This window comes from Streptomyces sp. NBC_01454 (genome assembly GCF_036227565.1).
GTDB lineage: Bacteria > Actinomycetota > Actinomycetes > Streptomycetales > Streptomycetaceae > Streptomyces.
Map to the genome: position 1 here is coordinate 3,133,611 of NZ_CP109460.1, position 17,666 is coordinate 3,151,276.

Annotated in this window: 16 protein-coding genes; 3 read left to right on the plus strand and 13 right to left on the minus strand. The window is 70.9% G+C overall.

Translation table 11 applies throughout. The features are described 5' to 3' along the window. Positions 1–32 precede the first annotated feature (32 nt). Positions 33–1,499, minus strand: a complete 1,467-nt coding sequence (locus OIU81_RS13605; RefSeq protein WP_329155127.1) for an IPT/TIG domain-containing protein — start codon at positions 1,497–1,499, stop codon at positions 33–35. Between the two features lie 370 nt (positions 1,500–1,869). Then, positions 1,870–3,315, minus strand: a complete 1,446-nt coding sequence (pdxR, locus tag OIU81_RS13610) for a MocR-like pyridoxine biosynthesis transcription factor PdxR (RefSeq protein ID WP_329147485.1) — start codon at positions 3,313–3,315, stop codon at positions 1,870–1,872. 47 nt (positions 3,316–3,362) lie between these two features. Here pdxR and OIU81_RS13615 point away from each other — a divergent pair, with 47 nt between their 5' ends. Genes OIU81_RS13615 through OIU81_RS13625 form a run of 3 tightly spaced genes read left to right on the plus strand, consistent with a single transcriptional unit; the run spans position 3,363 to position 5,106 of the window. Then, the gene (locus tag OIU81_RS13615; RefSeq protein WP_329147487.1) at positions 3,363–3,863 is read left to right on the plus strand and encodes a carboxymuconolactone decarboxylase family protein; all 501 of its coding nucleotides are present in this window, start codon (positions 3,363–3,365) and stop codon (positions 3,861–3,863) included. A 5-nt stretch (positions 3,864–3,868) separates the two neighbouring features. Then, the gene (locus OIU81_RS13620; RefSeq protein ID WP_329147489.1) at positions 3,869–4,318 is read left to right on the plus strand and encodes a carboxymuconolactone decarboxylase family protein; all 450 of its coding nucleotides are present in this window, start codon (positions 3,869–3,871) and stop codon (positions 4,316–4,318) included. Continuing rightward, complete coding sequence (locus tag OIU81_RS13625) at positions 4,315–5,106, plus strand: isocitrate lyase/PEP mutase family protein (RefSeq protein WP_329147490.1); 792 nt, start codon at positions 4,315–4,317, stop codon at positions 5,104–5,106. Before OIU81_RS13620 ends, OIU81_RS13625 begins: the two co-directional genes overlap by 4 nt. A 100-nt stretch (positions 5,107–5,206) precedes the next feature. On the opposite strand, the gene OIU81_RS13630 is transcribed toward OIU81_RS13625, so the two are convergent. From OIU81_RS13630 to OIU81_RS13680, 11 genes are all read right to left on the minus strand, one after another. Further along, positions 5,207–6,361: a trypsin-like serine peptidase gene (locus tag OIU81_RS13630; RefSeq protein WP_329147492.1), complete on the minus strand. Its 1,155-nt coding sequence runs from the start codon at positions 6,359–6,361 to the stop codon at positions 5,207–5,209. A gap of 230 nt (positions 6,362–6,591) precedes the next feature. Beyond that, entirely contained in the window at positions 6,592–6,816 is a 225-nt protein-coding gene (locus OIU81_RS13635; RefSeq protein WP_329147494.1) for a hypothetical protein, read from the minus strand. Positions 6,817–7,012: 196 nt separating this feature from the next. Then, positions 7,013–8,005, minus strand: coding sequence for an ABC transporter substrate-binding protein (locus OIU81_RS13640; protein ID WP_329147496.1), 993 nt, complete (start codon positions 8,003–8,005; stop codon positions 7,013–7,015). Positions 8,006–8,007: 2 nt separating this feature from the next. Then, on the minus strand, positions 8,008–10,008 hold the full coding sequence (locus tag OIU81_RS13645; RefSeq protein ID WP_329147498.1) for an ABC transporter permease: 2,001 nt from the start codon (positions 10,006–10,008) through the stop codon (positions 8,008–8,010). Continuing rightward, on the minus strand, positions 10,005–10,175 hold the full coding sequence (locus OIU81_RS13650) for a hypothetical protein (RefSeq protein WP_329147499.1): 171 nt from the start codon (positions 10,173–10,175) through the stop codon (positions 10,005–10,007). The genes OIU81_RS13645 and OIU81_RS13650 overlap by 4 nt, the downstream gene beginning before the upstream one ends. After that, the gene (locus OIU81_RS13655; RefSeq protein ID WP_329147501.1) at positions 10,175–11,308 is read right to left on the minus strand and encodes a quaternary amine ABC transporter ATP-binding protein; all 1,134 of its coding nucleotides are present in this window, start codon (positions 11,306–11,308) and stop codon (positions 10,175–10,177) included. Before OIU81_RS13655 ends, OIU81_RS13650 begins: the two co-directional genes overlap by 1 nt. Continuing rightward, positions 11,308–12,849, minus strand: a complete 1,542-nt coding sequence (locus tag OIU81_RS13660; RefSeq protein WP_329147502.1) for a GMC family oxidoreductase — start codon at positions 12,847–12,849, stop codon at positions 11,308–11,310. The genes OIU81_RS13655 and OIU81_RS13660 overlap by 1 nt, the downstream gene beginning before the upstream one ends. Before the next feature lie 119 nt (positions 12,850–12,968). Beyond that, positions 12,969–14,477: an aldehyde dehydrogenase family protein gene (locus tag OIU81_RS13665; RefSeq protein ID WP_329147504.1), complete on the minus strand. Its 1,509-nt coding sequence runs from the start codon at positions 14,475–14,477 to the stop codon at positions 12,969–12,971. A 424-nt stretch (positions 14,478–14,901) separates the two neighbouring features. Further along, on the minus strand, positions 14,902–15,222 hold the full coding sequence (locus OIU81_RS13670; protein WP_329147506.1) for a DMT family transporter: 321 nt from the start codon (positions 15,220–15,222) through the stop codon (positions 14,902–14,904). A 220-nt stretch (positions 15,223–15,442) separates the two neighbouring features. Next, entirely contained in the window at positions 15,443–16,537 is a 1,095-nt protein-coding gene (locus OIU81_RS13675; protein ID WP_329147507.1) for an aromatic ring-hydroxylating oxygenase subunit alpha, read from the minus strand. A gap of 130 nt (positions 16,538–16,667) precedes the next feature. Next, positions 16,668–17,663 carry an aldo/keto reductase family protein gene (locus tag OIU81_RS13680; RefSeq protein ID WP_329147509.1) on the minus strand — a complete coding sequence of 332 codons (996 nt, stop codon included), beginning with the start codon at positions 17,661–17,663 and terminating at the stop codon, positions 16,668–16,670. Positions 17,664–17,666: the final 3 nt, after the last annotated feature.

Sequence of the window (17,666 nt, forward strand, 5' to 3'; positions counted from 1 at the left end):
ACGGGCCACCCCGGGAACGGGCCGTGCGGACGCTACCGTCCGGTGTAGGTGAACTCGTCGGCCGGGCTGGTGGAAGAGGTGGCCTTGCCGACCGTCACGGTGACGTTCACCGTCTGGTGGTCGTCGAGCTGACCGGGCGCGGTTGCGGTGATCTGCCCGGTGGAGACGAACTTGACCGCGTCGGACGGCTTGTCCTTGAAGTGCACGGTGGCGCCATTGGCGAAGCCCGAGCCGCTGATGGTGACCGGAGTGCCGACCTTTCCGCTGGTCGGGCTGACCGCACTGACCACCACAGGTGCGGGTCCGCCATAGGCGAACTGCCCCATCGCGACGGCCGGGGAGGTGCCGAGGGTGTTGGTGACGCGGACGTGGACGATGCCGGTTCCGTTGGGGACCTGAGCGGTGATCCTCCTGCCGGAGGGGTCGATCTGGCGCTGGGTGCAGGCGAAGCGGCCGAAGTCGACCATGCTGTCCTGACTGAAACCGCTGCCGTTGATGGTCACCGTGGCGCCTGATGCACCGAAGGTGGGGGTCATGTCGGTCACGACCGGCGCGGAAGGGACGGCAGGCGCCCCCACCAGGTCCAGGTAGGTGGAGTTGGCGTGCTGGAAGGCGACCTGGCCGAGGAAGTCCTGGGTGGTCTTGTTGACCAGGTTCTTGGCAAGGGTCGTGTAGCTGGTGTTCATCGGGCGGAGCGTGCCGGGCTGGACGTAGACGTTGCCCTTGGTGCGCTGGGCGATCGTCCCGATGAGCAGCTTCACTTCGTCGGTCGCCTGCGGTCCCGGGCTCGGGTACCAGCCGGCGGTGGTGGGGAGATCGGCCCATGCGTGCGGTACCAGGTCGTAGGCGTTGTTCTGGCGCTCGTCGATGACCCACGGCACGGAGTCGACGTAGTCGACGAAGCTCTGCACGCCGGCGGTGGGAGCGGCATAGGTGATCACGCCGAACTTCGGCTGATTCGTCCAGGTCTGCGCCTGCAGGTACGGCGCGAGCATGGTGGCGATGCAACCGCCCAGGCTGTGACCGGTCACGTAGACGGTCGGCTGCGGCGAGGAGGGCGCCGCCTTGAGCGCGACGGCGAGCGCCTGAGCGAGCGTGACGTTCGGGGAGGGTGAGGCGATCGAGCGGGCGGTGACCACCCGTTTGAACGCATCCATCGCCCCCTTGGAAACGGCGATGGGCTTCGGCGATCCGCTTTCGGGGAACGGGACGACCGTGCCGACCTCGAGGTCCTCGAGGATGTCGGTCCAATCGGCGTCCGTTCCGCGAGCGACCACGGCGAACTCGTTCGAGCCGTTGGTGCTCCGTGCGAGGTAGGCCATATTGGCGTTGGCCTCGCTCAGAGCGAGCCACACCAGCTCCCAAGCGCCCTCCGTCGCAAGGCCGGGATCGCTCAGTTGCGCGTCGATGCCGGTGATGATGCGTGCGGTCTGCTGCTCCAGGGTCTCCCCGGACGGACGCGGGGTGGCCCCGGTGGATGCAAGGGCAGCCAGGGTCATGGTCACCTGGGCGATTGTCGGATCTGGTGCCATCGTCGTTCCTGCTCCTTGGAGGTGTTGCCGGTGCGGAGACGGGGCGGCCTTTCGGCAGCATCAGGGCAGATCGGTGCCGAACCGACCGTCAGAGTGGATCGCACACCATCAGACCTCCCCTCCGCGTTGTCCGGTGCCTTTCCTGCCTGCAGGCTGACCAGGTTCACCTTGTTGGCCGTTCGCCCTCCGTGCGTGCGGCGCGCCGAGCCAGGTGCGCGGCGCGGCCGGGAGAGCGCCGCGGTCGGCAGGGGCGGCCGCCACGGTCGGCAGGCGGTCCCGCCCTCCGGCCGCGTCCTCGAAGCGCCGACGTCCCCCACCGCGCCCCTCCGCGCGACCTCTAAGGCGCCGGCGGCAGCGCCCGGAGCAAGGCGTCCAGGACCCCGGCGAAGGAGTGGTCGGGCGGGGTGCCGTAGCCCACGACCAGGGCGTCGCGGACGGGCTGCGGGGCGGCGGGGTCCCGGAAGCGGCTCAGCCCCTCCAGGGCGAGGCCCTGCCACCGGGCGGCCTCGACGACGGCCTGTTCGGTGCCGGGCGGGAGTTCCAGTACGGCATGCAGTCCGGCGGCGATGCCCGAGACCCGGACGTGGGGCGCGCGGTCGGCCAGGGCGGCCACCAACTGGTCGCGGCGGCGCCGGTAGCGCAGCCGCATCCCGCGCAGATGCCGGTCGTAGGCGCCCGAGGCCAGGAAGTCGGCGAGGGTGAGCTGGTCCAGCGCGCCGGACTGCCATTCGCCGGTGCCCTTGAGCGCCAGCACCGGGTCGACCAGCCGGTCCGGCAGCACCATCCAGGCCACCCGCAGGGCGGGGGCCAGACTCTTGCTCGCGGTGCCGAGGTGGACGACGTGGTCGGGGTCCAGGCCCTGGAGAGCACCGACCGGCCGGCGGTCGTAGCGGAACTCGCCGTCGTAGTCGTCGTCCAGGACGAACCCGCCAGTGGCCCGGGCCCAGTTGACGGCGGCGGCGCGGCGGTCGGGGTGCAGCGGGACGCCGGTGGGGAACTGGTGGGCGGGGGTGAGCAGGGCCGCCCGGACGTCGTCGAGCCCGGCCAGTTCCCCGGTGCCGGCGCCGTGTTCGTCGACCGGCAGCGGGACGGTGCCCAGGCCCGCGCGGGTGATGACCGCGCGGTGGAAGTCCAGGCCGTAGGACTCGACGGCGATCCGTCCGGGGCCCAGCGCCCGGCTCAGCAGGGACAGCCCCTGCGGGAAGCCGGCGCACAGCACGATGCGCGCGGGGTCGGCGCGTACGCCCCGGGCGCGGGCCAGGTAGTCGGCGAGGGCGGTGCGCAGTTCGGGGCGCCCGGCGGGGGTGGTGTGGCCGAACGCCTCGCTGGGGGCGGCGGTCAGGGCGCGGCGGGCGGCGGCCAGCCAGGCGGTGCGCGGGAAGGCCGAGACGTCGGAGGTGCCGGGGGTGAGGTCGAAGCGCGGCCGGTCGGGGCGGCCGGCCGGGCCGGGGGCGTGCCGGGCGGCGGGCGTGGTGCGCGGCGGGGCGCTCTGCCGGGCACCCCCGACGTCTCGGAGGTGCCGCCGGGCGACCTGGGTACCGGACCCCTGCCGGGCGGTCAGCCAGCCCTCCGCGACCAGTTCGGCGTAGGCGTCGGCGACGGTGTTGCGGGCGATGCCGAGGTCGGCGGCGAGGGAGCGGGAGGAGGGCAGCCGGGTGCCGGGGGCGAGCCGCCCGGACCGTACGGCGTCCCGCAGCGCACGGATCAGTCCGGCCCGCAGCCCGCCGGGGCCGCTGAGGTCCAGATGCAGATCACGGCCGAAAGTGGCCCAGGAATGTGGCATGAAAGTGGACCATACAGCTGCGCCATTACCAACGTAGCGTCAGAGACATGACGCCAACGACCACACCCGCTCCCGCCGGCTCCGAAAGTGCCCCGGCGCACCACCACGGGCCCCGGATGCGCTGGGTGAAGCATGCTCCCGAGGTCTATCAGGCCATGATCGCGCTGGACGCGGCGGCCAGGAAGGACATCGACCCGGGCCTGGCCGAACTGGTCAAGGTCCGCGCCTCGCAGCTCAACAAGTGCGCCTTCTGCCTCGATATGCACCTGACCGACGCGCGTAAGGCCGGCGAGTCCGAGGAGCGGCTCCAGCTCCTCGTCGCCTGGGCGGAGGCACCGGACCACTACACCGCGAAGGAGCGGGCGGCCCTCGCGCTCACCGAGGCGATCACCGTCCTCACCGACGGCTTCGTCCCCGACGACGTCTACGCGCAGGCCGCCGCCCACTTCGACGAGACCGAACTCGCCCAGCTGATCGCGCTGATCACCACCATCAACGCCTGGAACCGGTTCGCCGTGAGCACCCGCATGACCCCGGGGAAGGCGTGACCACGATGAGCCGGCGCATGGTGTTCTGGGAACAGATGTCCGCGTTCGGCCGGGCCCAGCTCCGGCTGACCACGGCCGCCAAGAAGGGGCTGGGCGATCCGGTGCTGGCCGAACTGGTCGTGCTGCGCGCCTCCCAGCTCAACCGGTGTGCCTTCTGCATCGACATGCATGTGAAGAACCTGCACGAGGCGGGGGTCGAGCCGCGGCGCATCGATCTGCTGCCCGCGTGGGAGGAGACCGGCGACCTCTACACCGCGAAGGAGCGGGCCGCCCTCGCGCTCACCGAGGCGATCACCGTCCTCACCGACGGCTCCGTCCCCGACGACGTCTACGCGCAGGCCGCCGCCCACTTCGACGAGACCGAACTCGCCCACCTGATCGCGGTGATCGTCGCGATCAACAACTGGAACCGCGTCAATGTCACCGTCCGCCAGCCTCCGGGGGAGGAGCTGTGAGCGCCACCGCGGCGGCGTTGCGCGACCTGCACCACGGCCGGACGCCGGGCGACCCGCTGGTCCTGCCCGGCCCGTGGGACGCCGCGAGCGCCCGGGTGTTCGCCGACGCGGGCTTCCGGGCCCTGGCCACCCCCAGCGCGGGCATCGCGGCCTGTCTCGGCCACGCGGACGGACAGACCCCGCCCGACGAGATGTTCGCGGCCGTCGCACGGATCGTACGGGCGGTGGACATCCCGGTCTCCGCGGACGTGGAGGCCGGATACGGGCTCGGCGCGGCGGAGTTGGTGGACCGGCTCCTGGAGGCCGGCGCGGTCGGCTGCAACCTGGAGGACACCGACCACGCCACCGGCGCCCTGCGCGACCCGGAGGAACAGGCGGACTACCTGGCGCAGGTACGCGCCGCGGCGGGCGACGGCCTGGTGATCAACGCCCGGATCGACACCTACCTGCCCGGCGTCGGGGGCGGGGCGGCCGGGGACGGGGCGGCCGGCGACGACGGGAAGGCCCGGAAGGACGACACGATCCGCCGCGGCCGCCGCTACGCCGAGGCGGGCGCCGACTGCGTCTACCCCATCGCCGCACCGCCGCCCGTGCTCGGCGAACTGGCCGCCGCCCTCGGCCTCCCCCTCAACGCGCTCGCCCTGCCGGACGGGCCCTCACCCCGCGCACTCGGCACCCTGGGCGCCACCCGCATCACCTTCGGCCCGGGCCTCCAGCAGCGGGCGATGGCGGCGCTGCGGGAGACGGCGGAGGAGCTGCGGGCGGAAGGGCTGCGGGCGGAGGGGTAGTGGACGGGGGGTAGCGGACTGGGGGTAGTGGACGGAGGGGGGCGGTGCGCGGGTGCGGCCGCGACGCCCGGCCACTCCGCGGCCACCGGCCCCTCCGCGGCTACCGGTTCGCGAACTTCCGGCTCATGTCGGCGAAGACGCGCTGCGCCTCGGGCCCCAGGTGCGGGCCGGCCAGCCAGGTGTGGGCGCTGGAGCTGATCGAGGTGTTGGACACCAGGGTCAGCTTGCCGCCCCGGTTGACGAACCAGCCGCCGCCGGACGTGCCGCCGGTCATCGTGCAGCCGATGCGATGCATCGCGGGCGTGCCCTGCTGCATGACGAGACGGCCGGGGCGGGCGGGGCAGTTCATCATCCGGGCGCCGTCGTACGGGGCCGCGGCCGGGTAGCCGAAGGCGTCCAGGGAGCCGATGCCGTTGGCGGCGGGGGCGTTGAACCAGACCTGGGCGGCGGCACCCACGGTCTCCTCGAGGGACTTGCCGCCGCCGTTCTCCGGCTTGACGTGCAGCACCGCGAAGTCGTAGGCGGAGCCGCCGTTGCCGGTGTCCTCGCTGCCCATGTCGATCCACTCGCCGGAGGTGGTGATCCAGTCGGCCCAGAAGCGGCCGTAGGGCGTGACCTGCTGCGCGGGCGTGCGCCCGACCTGGTTCATCGGCACGCCGTCGTCGTTGTAGGACGGCACGAAGACGATGTTGCGCATCCAGCCGCCCCGCTTGCCGGAGTGCACACAATGCCCGGCCGTCCACACCAGGTTGGACTGTCCCGGGTGCGCCGGGTCCTCGACGATGGTGCCGGAGCAGACCATCGGCCCCTTCGGGCTGTCGAAGAAGATCTTTCCGACCGGCGCCATGTGCCGGTGGTAGGGCCTGGCGACCTGGGCGGCGCTGACCGGCCGCGGCTCGGGGTCGGTCGCCTCGAACTCGCTGCCCGCTCCGGTGGCCCGCACCCCGATCTCGGGGGCGGCCTTCGCCTGCGCCAGCCGGTCCGTCCGCCAGTGGTCCTTGATGACCGGATTGGCGAAGTCCGACGCGCGGCGGGCCCACGAGTTCCAGTTCTTCCAGCCGCCGTCCTTCCACTGCTTCAGGTCGTCCAGGCTGGTGGGTATGCCCTTCGGGAGCCTGAGTCCGCCGTCGGCCGGGTCCTTGTGGTCGGCGGCGGCCGCGGCGCGGTCGTCACCGGGTCCGCAGGCCGTGGCGGTGCCCGCGAGCAGTACGAGGAGTGCGGCGGCCGCGGCGGTGGAACGGCGGATGGATGGCATGGTGCGTGAGTCCCCCTGATACGTGCCGGCGTCCCGGCGAACGGCGCGCCGCGGCTTGTCATGTCCCCTCATCGGGTGCGCCTTACTATGCCGTCCCGCGGGGGCCTGCGGGCAGCCGGGGCCGCACGCGGGCCGAGGGCGGGCCGAGGACAGGAAGCAGTCAGGAGGACAACGGGGGCACCGGCGCGGCCCGTCGCCGGGAGCCGGCCGGGGGCAGCGCCGTCGGCGTCCTACTGCCGGCCCGCTCCGGCCCTGGGGTCCCGGTACGAGGAGTGCGGCGCCCCGGCCGACGCCCCGTCGCGGAAGTCCGCGAGCTGTTCCGCCGTCGGGTACCACTTCTTGTCGCAGCGGCAGCACCACCAGCGCCAGTTGTCCCAGTCGGTGTCGGTGGTGGCGGTGTCCTTCCACAGCCAGTCATGGCAGTCGGCGGTGGGGCACTTCGGCGGCAGGGGCATCGCGGGCCTTCCCTCGGCAACGGTTCCCCAGCGTGCTGCGCCCGTCGTGGCGCGGTGCGGCAACACGGCGCCGCCACCCGAACGAGCGAGGGACGCGGCGGGCGATGGACGCGGCGGCGCCACCGGCCCGGAACGCGCCCGCGGGCGGCCGCACCCATGGTGCGACCGCCCGCGGTCCGCTGCTCTCCCCGTACGGCTACTTCTTGGGGAGCCACTTCTTCCAGACGTCCGGGTGCTTGTCCACCCATTGCTTGGCCGCCTCGTCGGCGGTCAGCCCCTTCGAGGCGATGGACTCGGAGACCTCGTTCTGATCGTCCTTGGTCCACTGGAAGTTCTTCAGGAAGGCCGCGGCGCTGCCGCCCTTCTTGGCGAACTCGGTGTTGAAGAACTTCTGAAGCGGAGTGGTCGGATAGGCGCAGTCGATCGACGTGGGATCCTTCGTACCCTTCGCCGCACAGGCGTCGGTGTACTTGGGGAGCTTGACCTCCACCATCGGCACCTGGTTGAAGAGCCACTGCGGCTCGTACCAGTACGTCAGGAAGGGCTTCTTCTCCTTGGCGAACTGCTGGATCTGGGTGATCTGCGCCGCCTCGGAGCCCGCGAAGACGACCTCATAGTTGAGCTTGAGGTTCTTCACCAGCGCCTTGTCATTGGTGACGTAGGACGGCGAACCGTCCATCAGCTGGCCCTTGTTGCCGCTCTCCGACGTACGGAGCTGCTTGGCGACCTTGTTGAGGTTCTTCCAGTTGGTGACCTCGGGGTGCTTGTCGGCCCAGTACTTGGGGACGAACCAGCCGATGTGGCCGGTGACGCCGTTGCCGCCGGCAGCAGTGATCGTCTTCTTGTCCTTGACGTACCGCTTCTCCTGGTCCGGGTGGCCCCAGTCCTCCAGGATCGCGTCGACCCGGCCCTGGCTGAGGGCGTCCCAGGCGGGGATCTCGTCCACCTGGACGGTGTCGACGTGGTAGCCCAGCTCGTGTTCGAGCAGGTACTTCGCCACCGCGACGTTGGACTGGGCGCCGACCCAGGTCTGGACGGACAGGGTCACCGACTTCGAGCCCTTGGCCGCCGCGAACGGCGAGGTCTGCTTGGTCATGTCGGCCTTGCCGCAGGCGGACAAGGAGAAGGAGAGGACCGCCGTGCCGGCCAGCGCGGCCGTCCCGATGATCATCGAGCGCTTACGGGACATGGTCAGGCTCCCTTCCCCGTCATGCGGCGTTCCGTGGGCTGGGACACCCGGTCGAGCATCAGGCCCAGGCACACGATGGCCACACCCGAGACCAGGCCGAGGCCCAGGTCGCCGGTGGCGAGGCCGGTGACGACGTCGTAGCCGAGGGCACCGCCGCCGACCAGACCGCCGATGATGACGACGGCGAGGACGAGGACCACACCCTGGTTGACGGCCAGCAGCAGGGCGGGCCGGGCCAGCGGGAGCTGGACCTGGCGCAGCATCTGCCAGCGGGTGGCACCCAGCGAGCGGGCCGACTCCACGGCCGCCGGGTCGACCTGGCGCAGGCCCTGGGTGGTGATGCGGATGACGGCGGGCAGCGCGTAGACCACGGCCGCGGCGACGGCCGGGGCGCGGCCCACGGCGAACAGCGCGACCACCGGGATGAGGTAGACGAACTGCGGCATGGTCTGCATGACGTCCAGGACCGGACGCAGGATCGCTTCCATCCGCTTGCTGCCGGCCGCGAGGATGCCGATGCCGAAGCCCAGCACCAGGGTCACCACCAGGGCGGCGAGCACCTGCGAGAGGGTGTTCATGGACGGCTTCCACACGCCCAGCACACCGATGGCGGCCATCGCGAGGACGGCGGTCAGTGCGGTGCGCCAGGTGCCGATGAGCCAGGCCAGCGCGGCGACGATGAGCAGCGTGCCGTACCAGGGCAGCGCGGTCAGGCCGTCCCGCAGCGGGTTGAGCACCCAGTCGGTGAAGTGCGCGGCCCAGTCGGCGGTGCCACCGATGACGGGGACGCCGGAGTAGAGGTGGTTGACCATCCACTCCTTGAAGTGGTTGACCGGGTGGGCGATGTCCACGGCCCAGGCGTCCGGATAGACCAGGGAGCCGCTCAGCCGGCCGAGACCGGCGAAGAGGGCGGTGACCACGGCGGCCCCGGCCCAGACCCGCCAGCCACGCAGCCACGCCGGGCCGGTGACGGGGGTGTCCGCGCCGAGCCGTTCGCCGGCCGCCGCGGTGGTGCGGTCCATGACGATGGCCAGCAGCACGATCGGGACGGCGGCGGCGAGCGCGGCGCCGACGTCGACCGAGGCGAGGGCCTGGTAGACGCGGTCACCGAGACCGGCCGCGCCGATCATCGAGGCGATGACCACCATGGACAGCGCCATCATGATCGTCTGGTTGATGCCGAGCAGCAGCTCCTTGCGGGCCAGCGGGAGCCGCGCGGTCACCAGCCGCTGGCGGCCGGTGGCGCCGAGCGAGGAGACGGCCTCCAGGACGCCGGGGTCGGCGCCGCGCAGACCGAGCGCGGTCAGCCGGGCCATCGGCGGGGCCGCGTAGATGACGGTGGCCAGCAGCGCGGCGGGGACGCCGATGCCGAAGACCAGCACCACGGGCAGGAGATAGGCGAAGGCGGGCAGGACCTGCATGGTGTCCAGCACCGGGCGCAGGAGGCGGAACAGCCGCTCGGACAGGCCGGCGGCCAGGCCCAGCAGGGCGCCGACGACGACCGAGAAGGCCACCGCCACGACCATCAGGGCGAGCGTCTGCATGGTCGGGACCCACATCCCCAGCAGGCCGCTGACCAGGAAGGAGATCAGTGCCGTCGCGGCGATGCGCAGTCCGGCGACGCGCCAGGCGAGCAGCGTCACACCGGCCGTCACACCCGTCCAGCCGAGCGCGAGCAGCAGCAGGTAGACGCCGCGGACGGAGATCACCACGGCGTTGCTGAGGTGACCGAGGAAGTAGACGAACAGCCAGTGGCTGTCACGGTTGTTGATGATCCAGTCGCTGGTCTTGCCGAGCGGGCCGGAGACATCGACGGTCAGCGCGGACGGCCAGGCGGCGCCGTACTTGGCGGCCAGCAGCGGGGCGAGGACGGCCGCGGCGACGACGAGCAGCAGGATCTTGGCGAGGCCACGGCGGCGTAGCAGGACCTGCAGCGGTCCGGTCCGGGCGTCGGTGTCGCCGCCGAGCGCGCGGGGAGTGGTGGTGGGTGCGGTGGTGCTCATGCGCGCCCCCGCTTCACGGTGCCGGCGGGGATGTTCAGGGCGGCGCAGCGCTGGGCCTCGCGCCAGTGGCGCAGCAGGCCGGCGCGCAGCCGGGCCCGCGGGGTGGCCGCGGGAGCTCTGGAGCCGACGGCACGCAGGGCGCCGCCGCGGGTGGTGGCGGCGTACATCAGGCTGCCACCTCACCGTGTTGGGGAGCGTCGATCCGGGCGACCACGTTCAGCAGACAGGCGTGGTCGACGATGCCCACGCAGCGGCCGTCGTCGACGACGCGGACCGCGCCGCCGGAGCGGGCGACCGCCTCGATGGCCTCGGAGATCAGGGTGTCGGGGCTCAGCGCGGGGCCCTGGTCGGCCTCGCCGTCCTCGACGGGGCGCATCGCGCGGCGCACGGTGAGGACCTGCTCGCGCGGGACGTCGCGGACGAAGTCACGGACGTAGTCGTCGGCCGGGGAGCCGACGATCTCCTCGGGGGTGCCCAGCTGCACGATCTGCCCGTCGCGCATCAGGGCGATCCGGTCACCGACCCGCAGCGCCTCGGCGAGGTCGTGGGTGATGAAGACCATCGTCCGGCCCTCCTCGCGGTGCAGGCGGACGACCTCTTCCTGCATGTCGCGGCGGATGAGCGGGTCGAGGGCGCTGAACGGCTCGTCGAAGAGCATGACCTCGGGGTCGACGGCGAGCGCGCGGGCCAGCCCGACGCGCTGCTGCTGACCGCCGGAGAGCTGGCCGGGGCGGCGCTTCTCCAGTCCGGCCAGTCCGACCTTGTCGACGATCTCGCCGGCCTTCTCGCGGCGCTCCGTCTTGCTGACGCCCTGGATCTCCAGGCCGTAGGCGACGTTGTCGACGACGGTGCGGTGCGGCAGCAGCCCGAAGTGCTGGAAGACCATGGCGGCCCGGTGGCGGCGCAGATCGCGCAGCGCGCCGCGGTCCATGGCGCGGACGTCCTCGCCGTCCATCTCCAGCTCGCCGCTGGTCGGCTCGATCAGCCGGGTCAGGCAGCGGACGAGGGTGGACTTGCCGGAGCCGGACAGCCCCATGACGACGAAGACCTCGCCCTTGTGGACGTCGAAGGAGACGTCCCGGACGGCGGCCACACAACCGGTCTTCTCGCGCAGCTCCTGGGCGCTCAGGCCGGTGACCGAGGCGTCGTCGGGGATGCGGTCGGCCTTGGGACCGAAGACCTTCCAGAGGTGGCGGACGGAGAAGACGACCTCACGGCCGTCGGACTCCTCGGCGGGGGAAGCGTCCTCGGTCGTGCGGGCGTTGGGTATCTCGGATGCGCCGGCGGAGGTGGTAGCCATCACGCATCACCTCCTTGGGTCGGAGCCTTATGGAGCAGGTCGGCGCACTTCTCCCCCACCATGAGCACGCCCAGCATCGGGTTGACGGCCGGCAGAGTCGGGAACACGGAGGCGTCGGCGATGCGGATGCCCTGCATGCCCCGGATCTTGAGCTCCGGGTCGACGACGGCGAGCCGGTCGTCGACCGCGCCCATCCGGCAGGTGCCCGCCGGGTGGTAGACGGTGTGCGCGGCCTTGCGCACCAGCTCGCTGATCTCCGCGTCGTCGGTGACCTCGGGGCCGGGGAAGACCTCGCGCGTGAGCCACTTGGCGAAGGGCTCGGCCTGGGCGATCTTGCGGGCCAGCTTGATGCCGTCGACGAGTGTCCGGCCGTCGTAGTCGCCCTCGTCCTCGAAGTACCTGAAGTCCAGCGCGGGCTTGACCTCGGGGTCGGCCGAGGTGAGGTAGAGGCGACCGCGGGCGCGGGACTTGGGGATGTTCGGGGTCATCGACACGCCGTGCTCGGGGCGTTCGTAGCCCATCCGCTCGGGGTGGTCGGTGTACGGGATTTGGTAGAAGTGGAACATCAGGTCGGGGCCCCGGTGCTCCGGGTCCCGCTGGACGAACAGGACCGCGTCGGAGTCCATCGCGGAGTTGCCCGGGATCGGCCCGTCGGTCTCCCAGACGATGACCGACTCGGGGTGGTCCATCAGGTTCTCGCCGACGCCCGGAAGGTCGAGCACACAGGGCAGGCCCAGCGCCTCGAGGTCCTCCTTCGGGCCGATGCCGGAGTGCATCAGCAGCCGTGGGGTGTCCACGGCGCCGGCGCAGACCAGCACCTCGCGGGCGGCCTCGAGGTAGACCTCCGCGCCGTCCTTCGTGCGGACGTGGACGCCCTTGGCCCGGGTGCCGTCCAGCTCCAGCTTGTACGCCCAGGTCTCCAGCAGCAGCGTCAGATTGGGGCGGTCACCGGCCTCCATGTGGGGGTGGAGGTAGGCGACGGAGGCGGAGGACCGCTTGTTGTTCTCCGGGTGGTAGGCCAGGTCTAGGAAGCCGACGCCCTCGTCGAAGGGCTTGTCGTTGAAGCCGATGATCTCGGGCACGCCCAGGGCCGTCTTGGTGGCCTTGATCCAGTCGCTGGCGATCTGGTTCTGGTCCTTCTCGGCCACCCGCACGATGTTGTTGCGCAGCTTGCCGAAGTACGGGTCCATGGTCGTGGCGTTCCAGCCGGCCGCGCCCGCCTCCTCCCACTCGTCCCAGTCCGAGGGAAGCGGCTTGAAGGCGATCAGGGTGTTGTGCGAGGAGCACCCGCCCAGGACCTTGGCGCGGCTGTGCAGGATGTTCGAGTTGCCGCGCGGCTGCTCGGTCGTCGTGTACCGGTAGTCCAGCTCGCCGCCGAGGAGGCCGATCCAGCGGCGCAGCGTCAGGACGTCGTCGCGGTCGATGTCGCTGGGACCGCCCTCGATGACGGCCACGGTGACGTCCGGGTCCTCGGTCAGCCGGGACGCGATCACCGATCCTGCGGTGCCGCCGCCGACGACGACGTAGTCATACACGGTCATGGGAGGTGCTCCTTCTACCTGCAAAAACTGCTGTGTCTGCAAAGTGCGTGCGAGTACGCGAGGGCGAACAGACGGACGTACTGGGCGTTGTTGAGGGGGTGACCGGGGCGACGGGGTGGTCAGCCGGCGAACCAGCGCACCGGCTCGGGCCGGAGGTTCTCGTAAATGTGCTTGCTTTCGCGGTACTCGTCCAGACCCGTGGGACCAAGTTCTCGTCCGATACCGGACTTGCCGAAGCCGCCCCACTCCGCCTGCGGGAGGTAGGGGTGGTAGTCGTTGATCCAGACCGTGCCGTGCCGCAGCCGGGCGGCGACCCGCCGGGCGCGGGCGGTGTCGCCCGAGAACACCGCGCCGGCCAGGCCGTACTCGGTGTCGTTGGCGAGCGCGACGGCCTCGTCCTCGGTCGTGAAGGTCTCGACCGTCAGGATCGGGCCGAAGGTCTCCTCGCGGACGACCTTCATCTCGCGGTGGCAGCCGTCCAGCACGGTGGGCGCGTAGAAGTAGCCGCTCGCGGGGCGTACGTCGCTGGGCTCGGGGCGCTTGCCGCCGCAGCGCAGCTGGGCACCCTCGGCCAGCGCGGAGGCGACATAGGCCTCGACCTTGTCGAGCTGCTGCTGGGAGACCAGCGGGCCGCACTCGACGCCGTCCTCGGTGCCCCGGCCGAGCTTGATCTTCTCGGCGCGGCGGGCGAGTTCGGCGACGAAGCGGTCGCGCACCGACTCCTCGATGATCAGCCGGGCACCGGCCGAGCAGACCTGGCCGCTGTGGATGAAGGCGGCGTTGAGCGCCTGGTCGACGGCGGTGTCGAAGCCCTCGTCGGTGGCGCAGGCGTCGGCGAAGACCACATTGGGGTTCTTGCCGCCGAGCTCCAGCGCGATCTTCTTGGCGCCGGAGACCGCGGCCGCGCCCGCCTTCGTGCCGCTGACCAGGCCGCCGGTGAAGGAGAACAGGTCGACGTCGGGGTGCTCGGCCAGCCGCTGGCCGACCGGCAGGCCCGCGCCGGTGACGATGTTGGCGACCCCGGCCGGCAGCCCGGCCTCGACCAGCAGCTTGATCAGGTGCACGGTCGACAGCGGGGTGACCTCGCTGGGCTTGATCACAAAAGTGTTGCCGGCCGCGAGGGCCGGCGCGATCTTCCAGCTGGCCTGGAGCAGCGGGTAGTTCCAGGGCGTGATGAGTGCACAGACACCGACCGGCTCGTGCACGACCACGCTGTGCACCTCGGGCGATCCGGCGTCGACGACCCGGCCGCCGCTCTCGTTCATCACCACGTCGGCGAAGTACCGGAAGGCATTGGTGACGTCGTCGACGTCGACCCGGCCCTCCTCCAGCGTCTTGCCGGTGTCGCGGCTCTCGATGAGGGCGATCACCTCACGGTCGCGCTGGAGCAGGTCGGCGACCCGGCGCAGCAGCCCGGCACGCTCGCCCACGGGCGTCAGCGGCCACTCGCCCCGGCCGCCGTCGAAGGCACGCTTGGCGGCCGCCACGGCGGCGTCCACGTCCTCGGCGCTCCCCTCGGCGACCGTGGCGAGGATCTGTGCGTCGGCGGGGTCGAGGACCTCCCGCGAGGCGCCGGATGCGGCGGTGCGCCACACCCCGTCTACGTGAATCGTCTCGAGTGCCGACACGCTGTTCTGCCTTCCAATGACCGATTTGTTCCCGCTGATTCACACCAGCGACTTCCACCCCTCCCCGCATCGTCAGTTCATATGCCTGAACATTCCTGGAAAGTGACCTGACTCACTCCACTTTCGCGCCGATGTCGACAACCTCGCCACACCCACACACGGAGGGTGACGCCGGCGGCCCGATGCCGGGCCTCCGGGCTCGACGGCGAGGGGGACGGCGCCGGGTCGTACGCCCAGGACGAAAAGGATGAAGAAGATAAAAAAGGTGAAGAAGGTGAAAAAGAGGAAAAGGCGTCCCTACGGCACCGGGCCGGTGCGGTAGGGACGCCGTCGGTCGTGGGGCCGCCGCCGGGCGGGAACGAGCCCGGACTTCCGGCGGAACGCTCAGCGCGTTGCCGCCGAACCGGCGGCGCCCCTCACCCGCTCAGTGGTCGCTGGACAGGTTGAGCATGATCACGCCGCCGATGATCATGGCAAGGCCCAGGATCTTGGCCGTGGTCACCGACTCCTCCATGAACGCCATCCCGATGAGCGCGATCGCGGCGGTGCCGAGACCGGACCAGATCGCGTAGGCGATGCCCAGCTCCATCTTCTTGAGCGCCTGGGACAGCAGCGTGAACGCCGCGATGTAGCTGATCGCCACGACCACACTCGGCAGCAGCTTGGTCAGCCCGTCGCTCAGCTTCAGGAACGAGGTGGCGAGCACCTCCGCGGTGATGGCGCTGATCAGCAGTACCCAGACCATGGCCGCCCCCAATCTTTCGTTCGGTCAGAGAAATCGTCCGTTGCTTTCACCACCGCCACGGCGGGCCGATGCCCTTCTTGAGCCGAGCCCGAAGCAGCACGATGCAGACGATGTCCATCGGTTACGGGGGCGATCTTGGTCAGCTGGAGGTGCAAGGGACGCGAGGGACGAACCGGCCCACCTGCTCGACCGGCGCGCACACCGGGTATCCCTGAGGGCGTCACGAGCCAGTGGCCGGACGGTCCCACGGCGGCATGCCGCTGTACGCACGTCCGATGAGGGACACCCACCGGTGCACGGAGTCCTCGATCGGCGCGAACGGGCCGGGCCGGTAGTGCGGTGAGGTGAGCCCGCGCTGGACGGACTCGCAGGCATCCCAGTCCTGCACGTTGATGCGATGCCAGAAGTCGATGGGGCTGGAGTCCAGGACCCCGTCCTGCGCGTACCAGGCGCACTCGACGCGGGTGTGGCCCGGGGAGTCCGGCACCAGATGATGGATCAGCACGTAGTCGGGGTGCAGTGAGAGGAACAGGTTGGGAACCAGCGCGGCATAGAAGACCTTGTCCAGGTCGACGCCGGGCAGCAGGGCGCCACCGGCCCGCCCGTCCATCGACATCGTCTGCGCGCCGTCCGCCAGGTCCATGGTGCCGCCGACCCAGGCTCCCGGCTCGTCGGCGATGTAGGAGGCGCTGTTGGGCGGGGCCACCGCGGTCAGCTCGGGGTGGATGTGCGGGCAGTGGTAGCACTCCTGGTAGTTCTCGACGATGACCTTCCAGTTCGCGGCCACCTCGTAGGTGCGGCCGGCGGCCAGCTTCAGCCGCTCGGGCGCGTAGGGCGCGACATGACCGGCGAGCGCGCCCAGGTGGTCGGCGAAGGACGCGGCGTCGTCACTGGCGTTGACGAAGACCCAGCCGTGCCAGACCTCGGCCGGGAGTTCGATCAGCCCGTGATCCTCCGGCAGTTCCGGGAACCGGGGCGCCGTGCGCAGCGAGCCGTCCATCGTGAACGTCCAGGAGTGGTACGGGCAGTGCACCACCCGCTTGCCGGAGGAGCAGCCGTCGGCCAGCAGTTCGTGTCCGCGGTGCCGGCAGGTGTTGGCGAACGCGGCAATCCGGTCGCCGTCCCTGGTCAGCAGGACCGGCACGGTCCCCACCTGCTTGGCGTACTGGGTCGCCCCCTCGGGGAAGATCTCTTCCACCCGGCCGAGGCAGCTCCACGTGCCGGCGAAGAGATGACGCCGTTCCCAGTCGAACACCTCCGGTGCGGTGTAGGCCGCCGCCGGCAGCATGCTGGACTTCCCGAACGGCCCGGTCACGCGTTTCAGTTCGTCAAGAGGTAGCGGAGCGTGCGGCCAATCGGCTGGTGTGGTCGTCGTCATCAGGCGTCCCCTCCGTCAGTCTGGCGAGCGAATATCTCGGTTCCTGTCGTGCTGTGGGCCACGGTCGTCACGGGCGCGGGTCCTCCCGGGCAGTGCGGGCCGGATCCCGTTCGACGACCGGGTCCAGAATCTCGTCGATCTGCGTGCGCAACTCCTGGTCCAGGACGACACCCGCCACCGCGACGTTCTCGATCAGTTGCTTCGGGTGGGACGCGCCGACGATCGCGGAGGCGACATGGGGGTTCTGCAACGTCCACGCCACCGCGAGCTGAGCCGGCGTCAACCCGGCCGACTCCGCCAGCGGCCGGAGCCGCTGCACCCGGGTGAGCACCTCGTCGCGCATGAACGGATCCAGCCACTGGCGCCCCTCCGCGTCGGCGCCGCGTGAGCCGGAGGGCGGCTGCCGGCCCGGCAGGTACTTGCCGGTCAGCACGCCCTGGGCGAGCGGCGACCAGACGATCTGCCCGATGCCCAGCTCCGCACAGGCGGGAATCACCTCGGATTCGATCACCCGCCACAACATGGAGTACTGCGGCTGGTTGGCGATCAGCGGAATGCGCAGTTCCCGGGCGAGCCGATGCGCGGCACGGATATCCTCGGCACGCCACTCGGACACTCCGATATAGCGGACCTTTCCCGCCCGGACAATGTCGTAGAACGCCTCCATCGTCTCTTCGAGCGGCGTCTCGACGTCGTATTGGTGGGCCCAGTAAATGTCCACGTAATCGGTCCGCAGGCGGCGGAGCGATCCGTCGATCGAGTCCAGGATGTGTTTGCGGGACAGACCGCGGTCATTGGGTCCCGGTCCGGTCGGCCAGTACACCTTGGTGCTGATTTCCAGACCCGCCCGGCGCTGCTGGGCCAGTGCCCGCCCCAACACCTCCTCGGCGCGGGTGTCCGCGTACATGTCGGCGGTGTCAAAGGTGGTGATTCCGGCGTCAAGTGCCGCTCCCACACAGGCGTACGCGGCGTCCTCGTCGATCTGCTGGCCGTGGGTGAGCCAGTTTCCGTACGCGATCTCGCTGACCATCAGTCCGCTTTTACCGACGTGACGGTGTTCCATCAC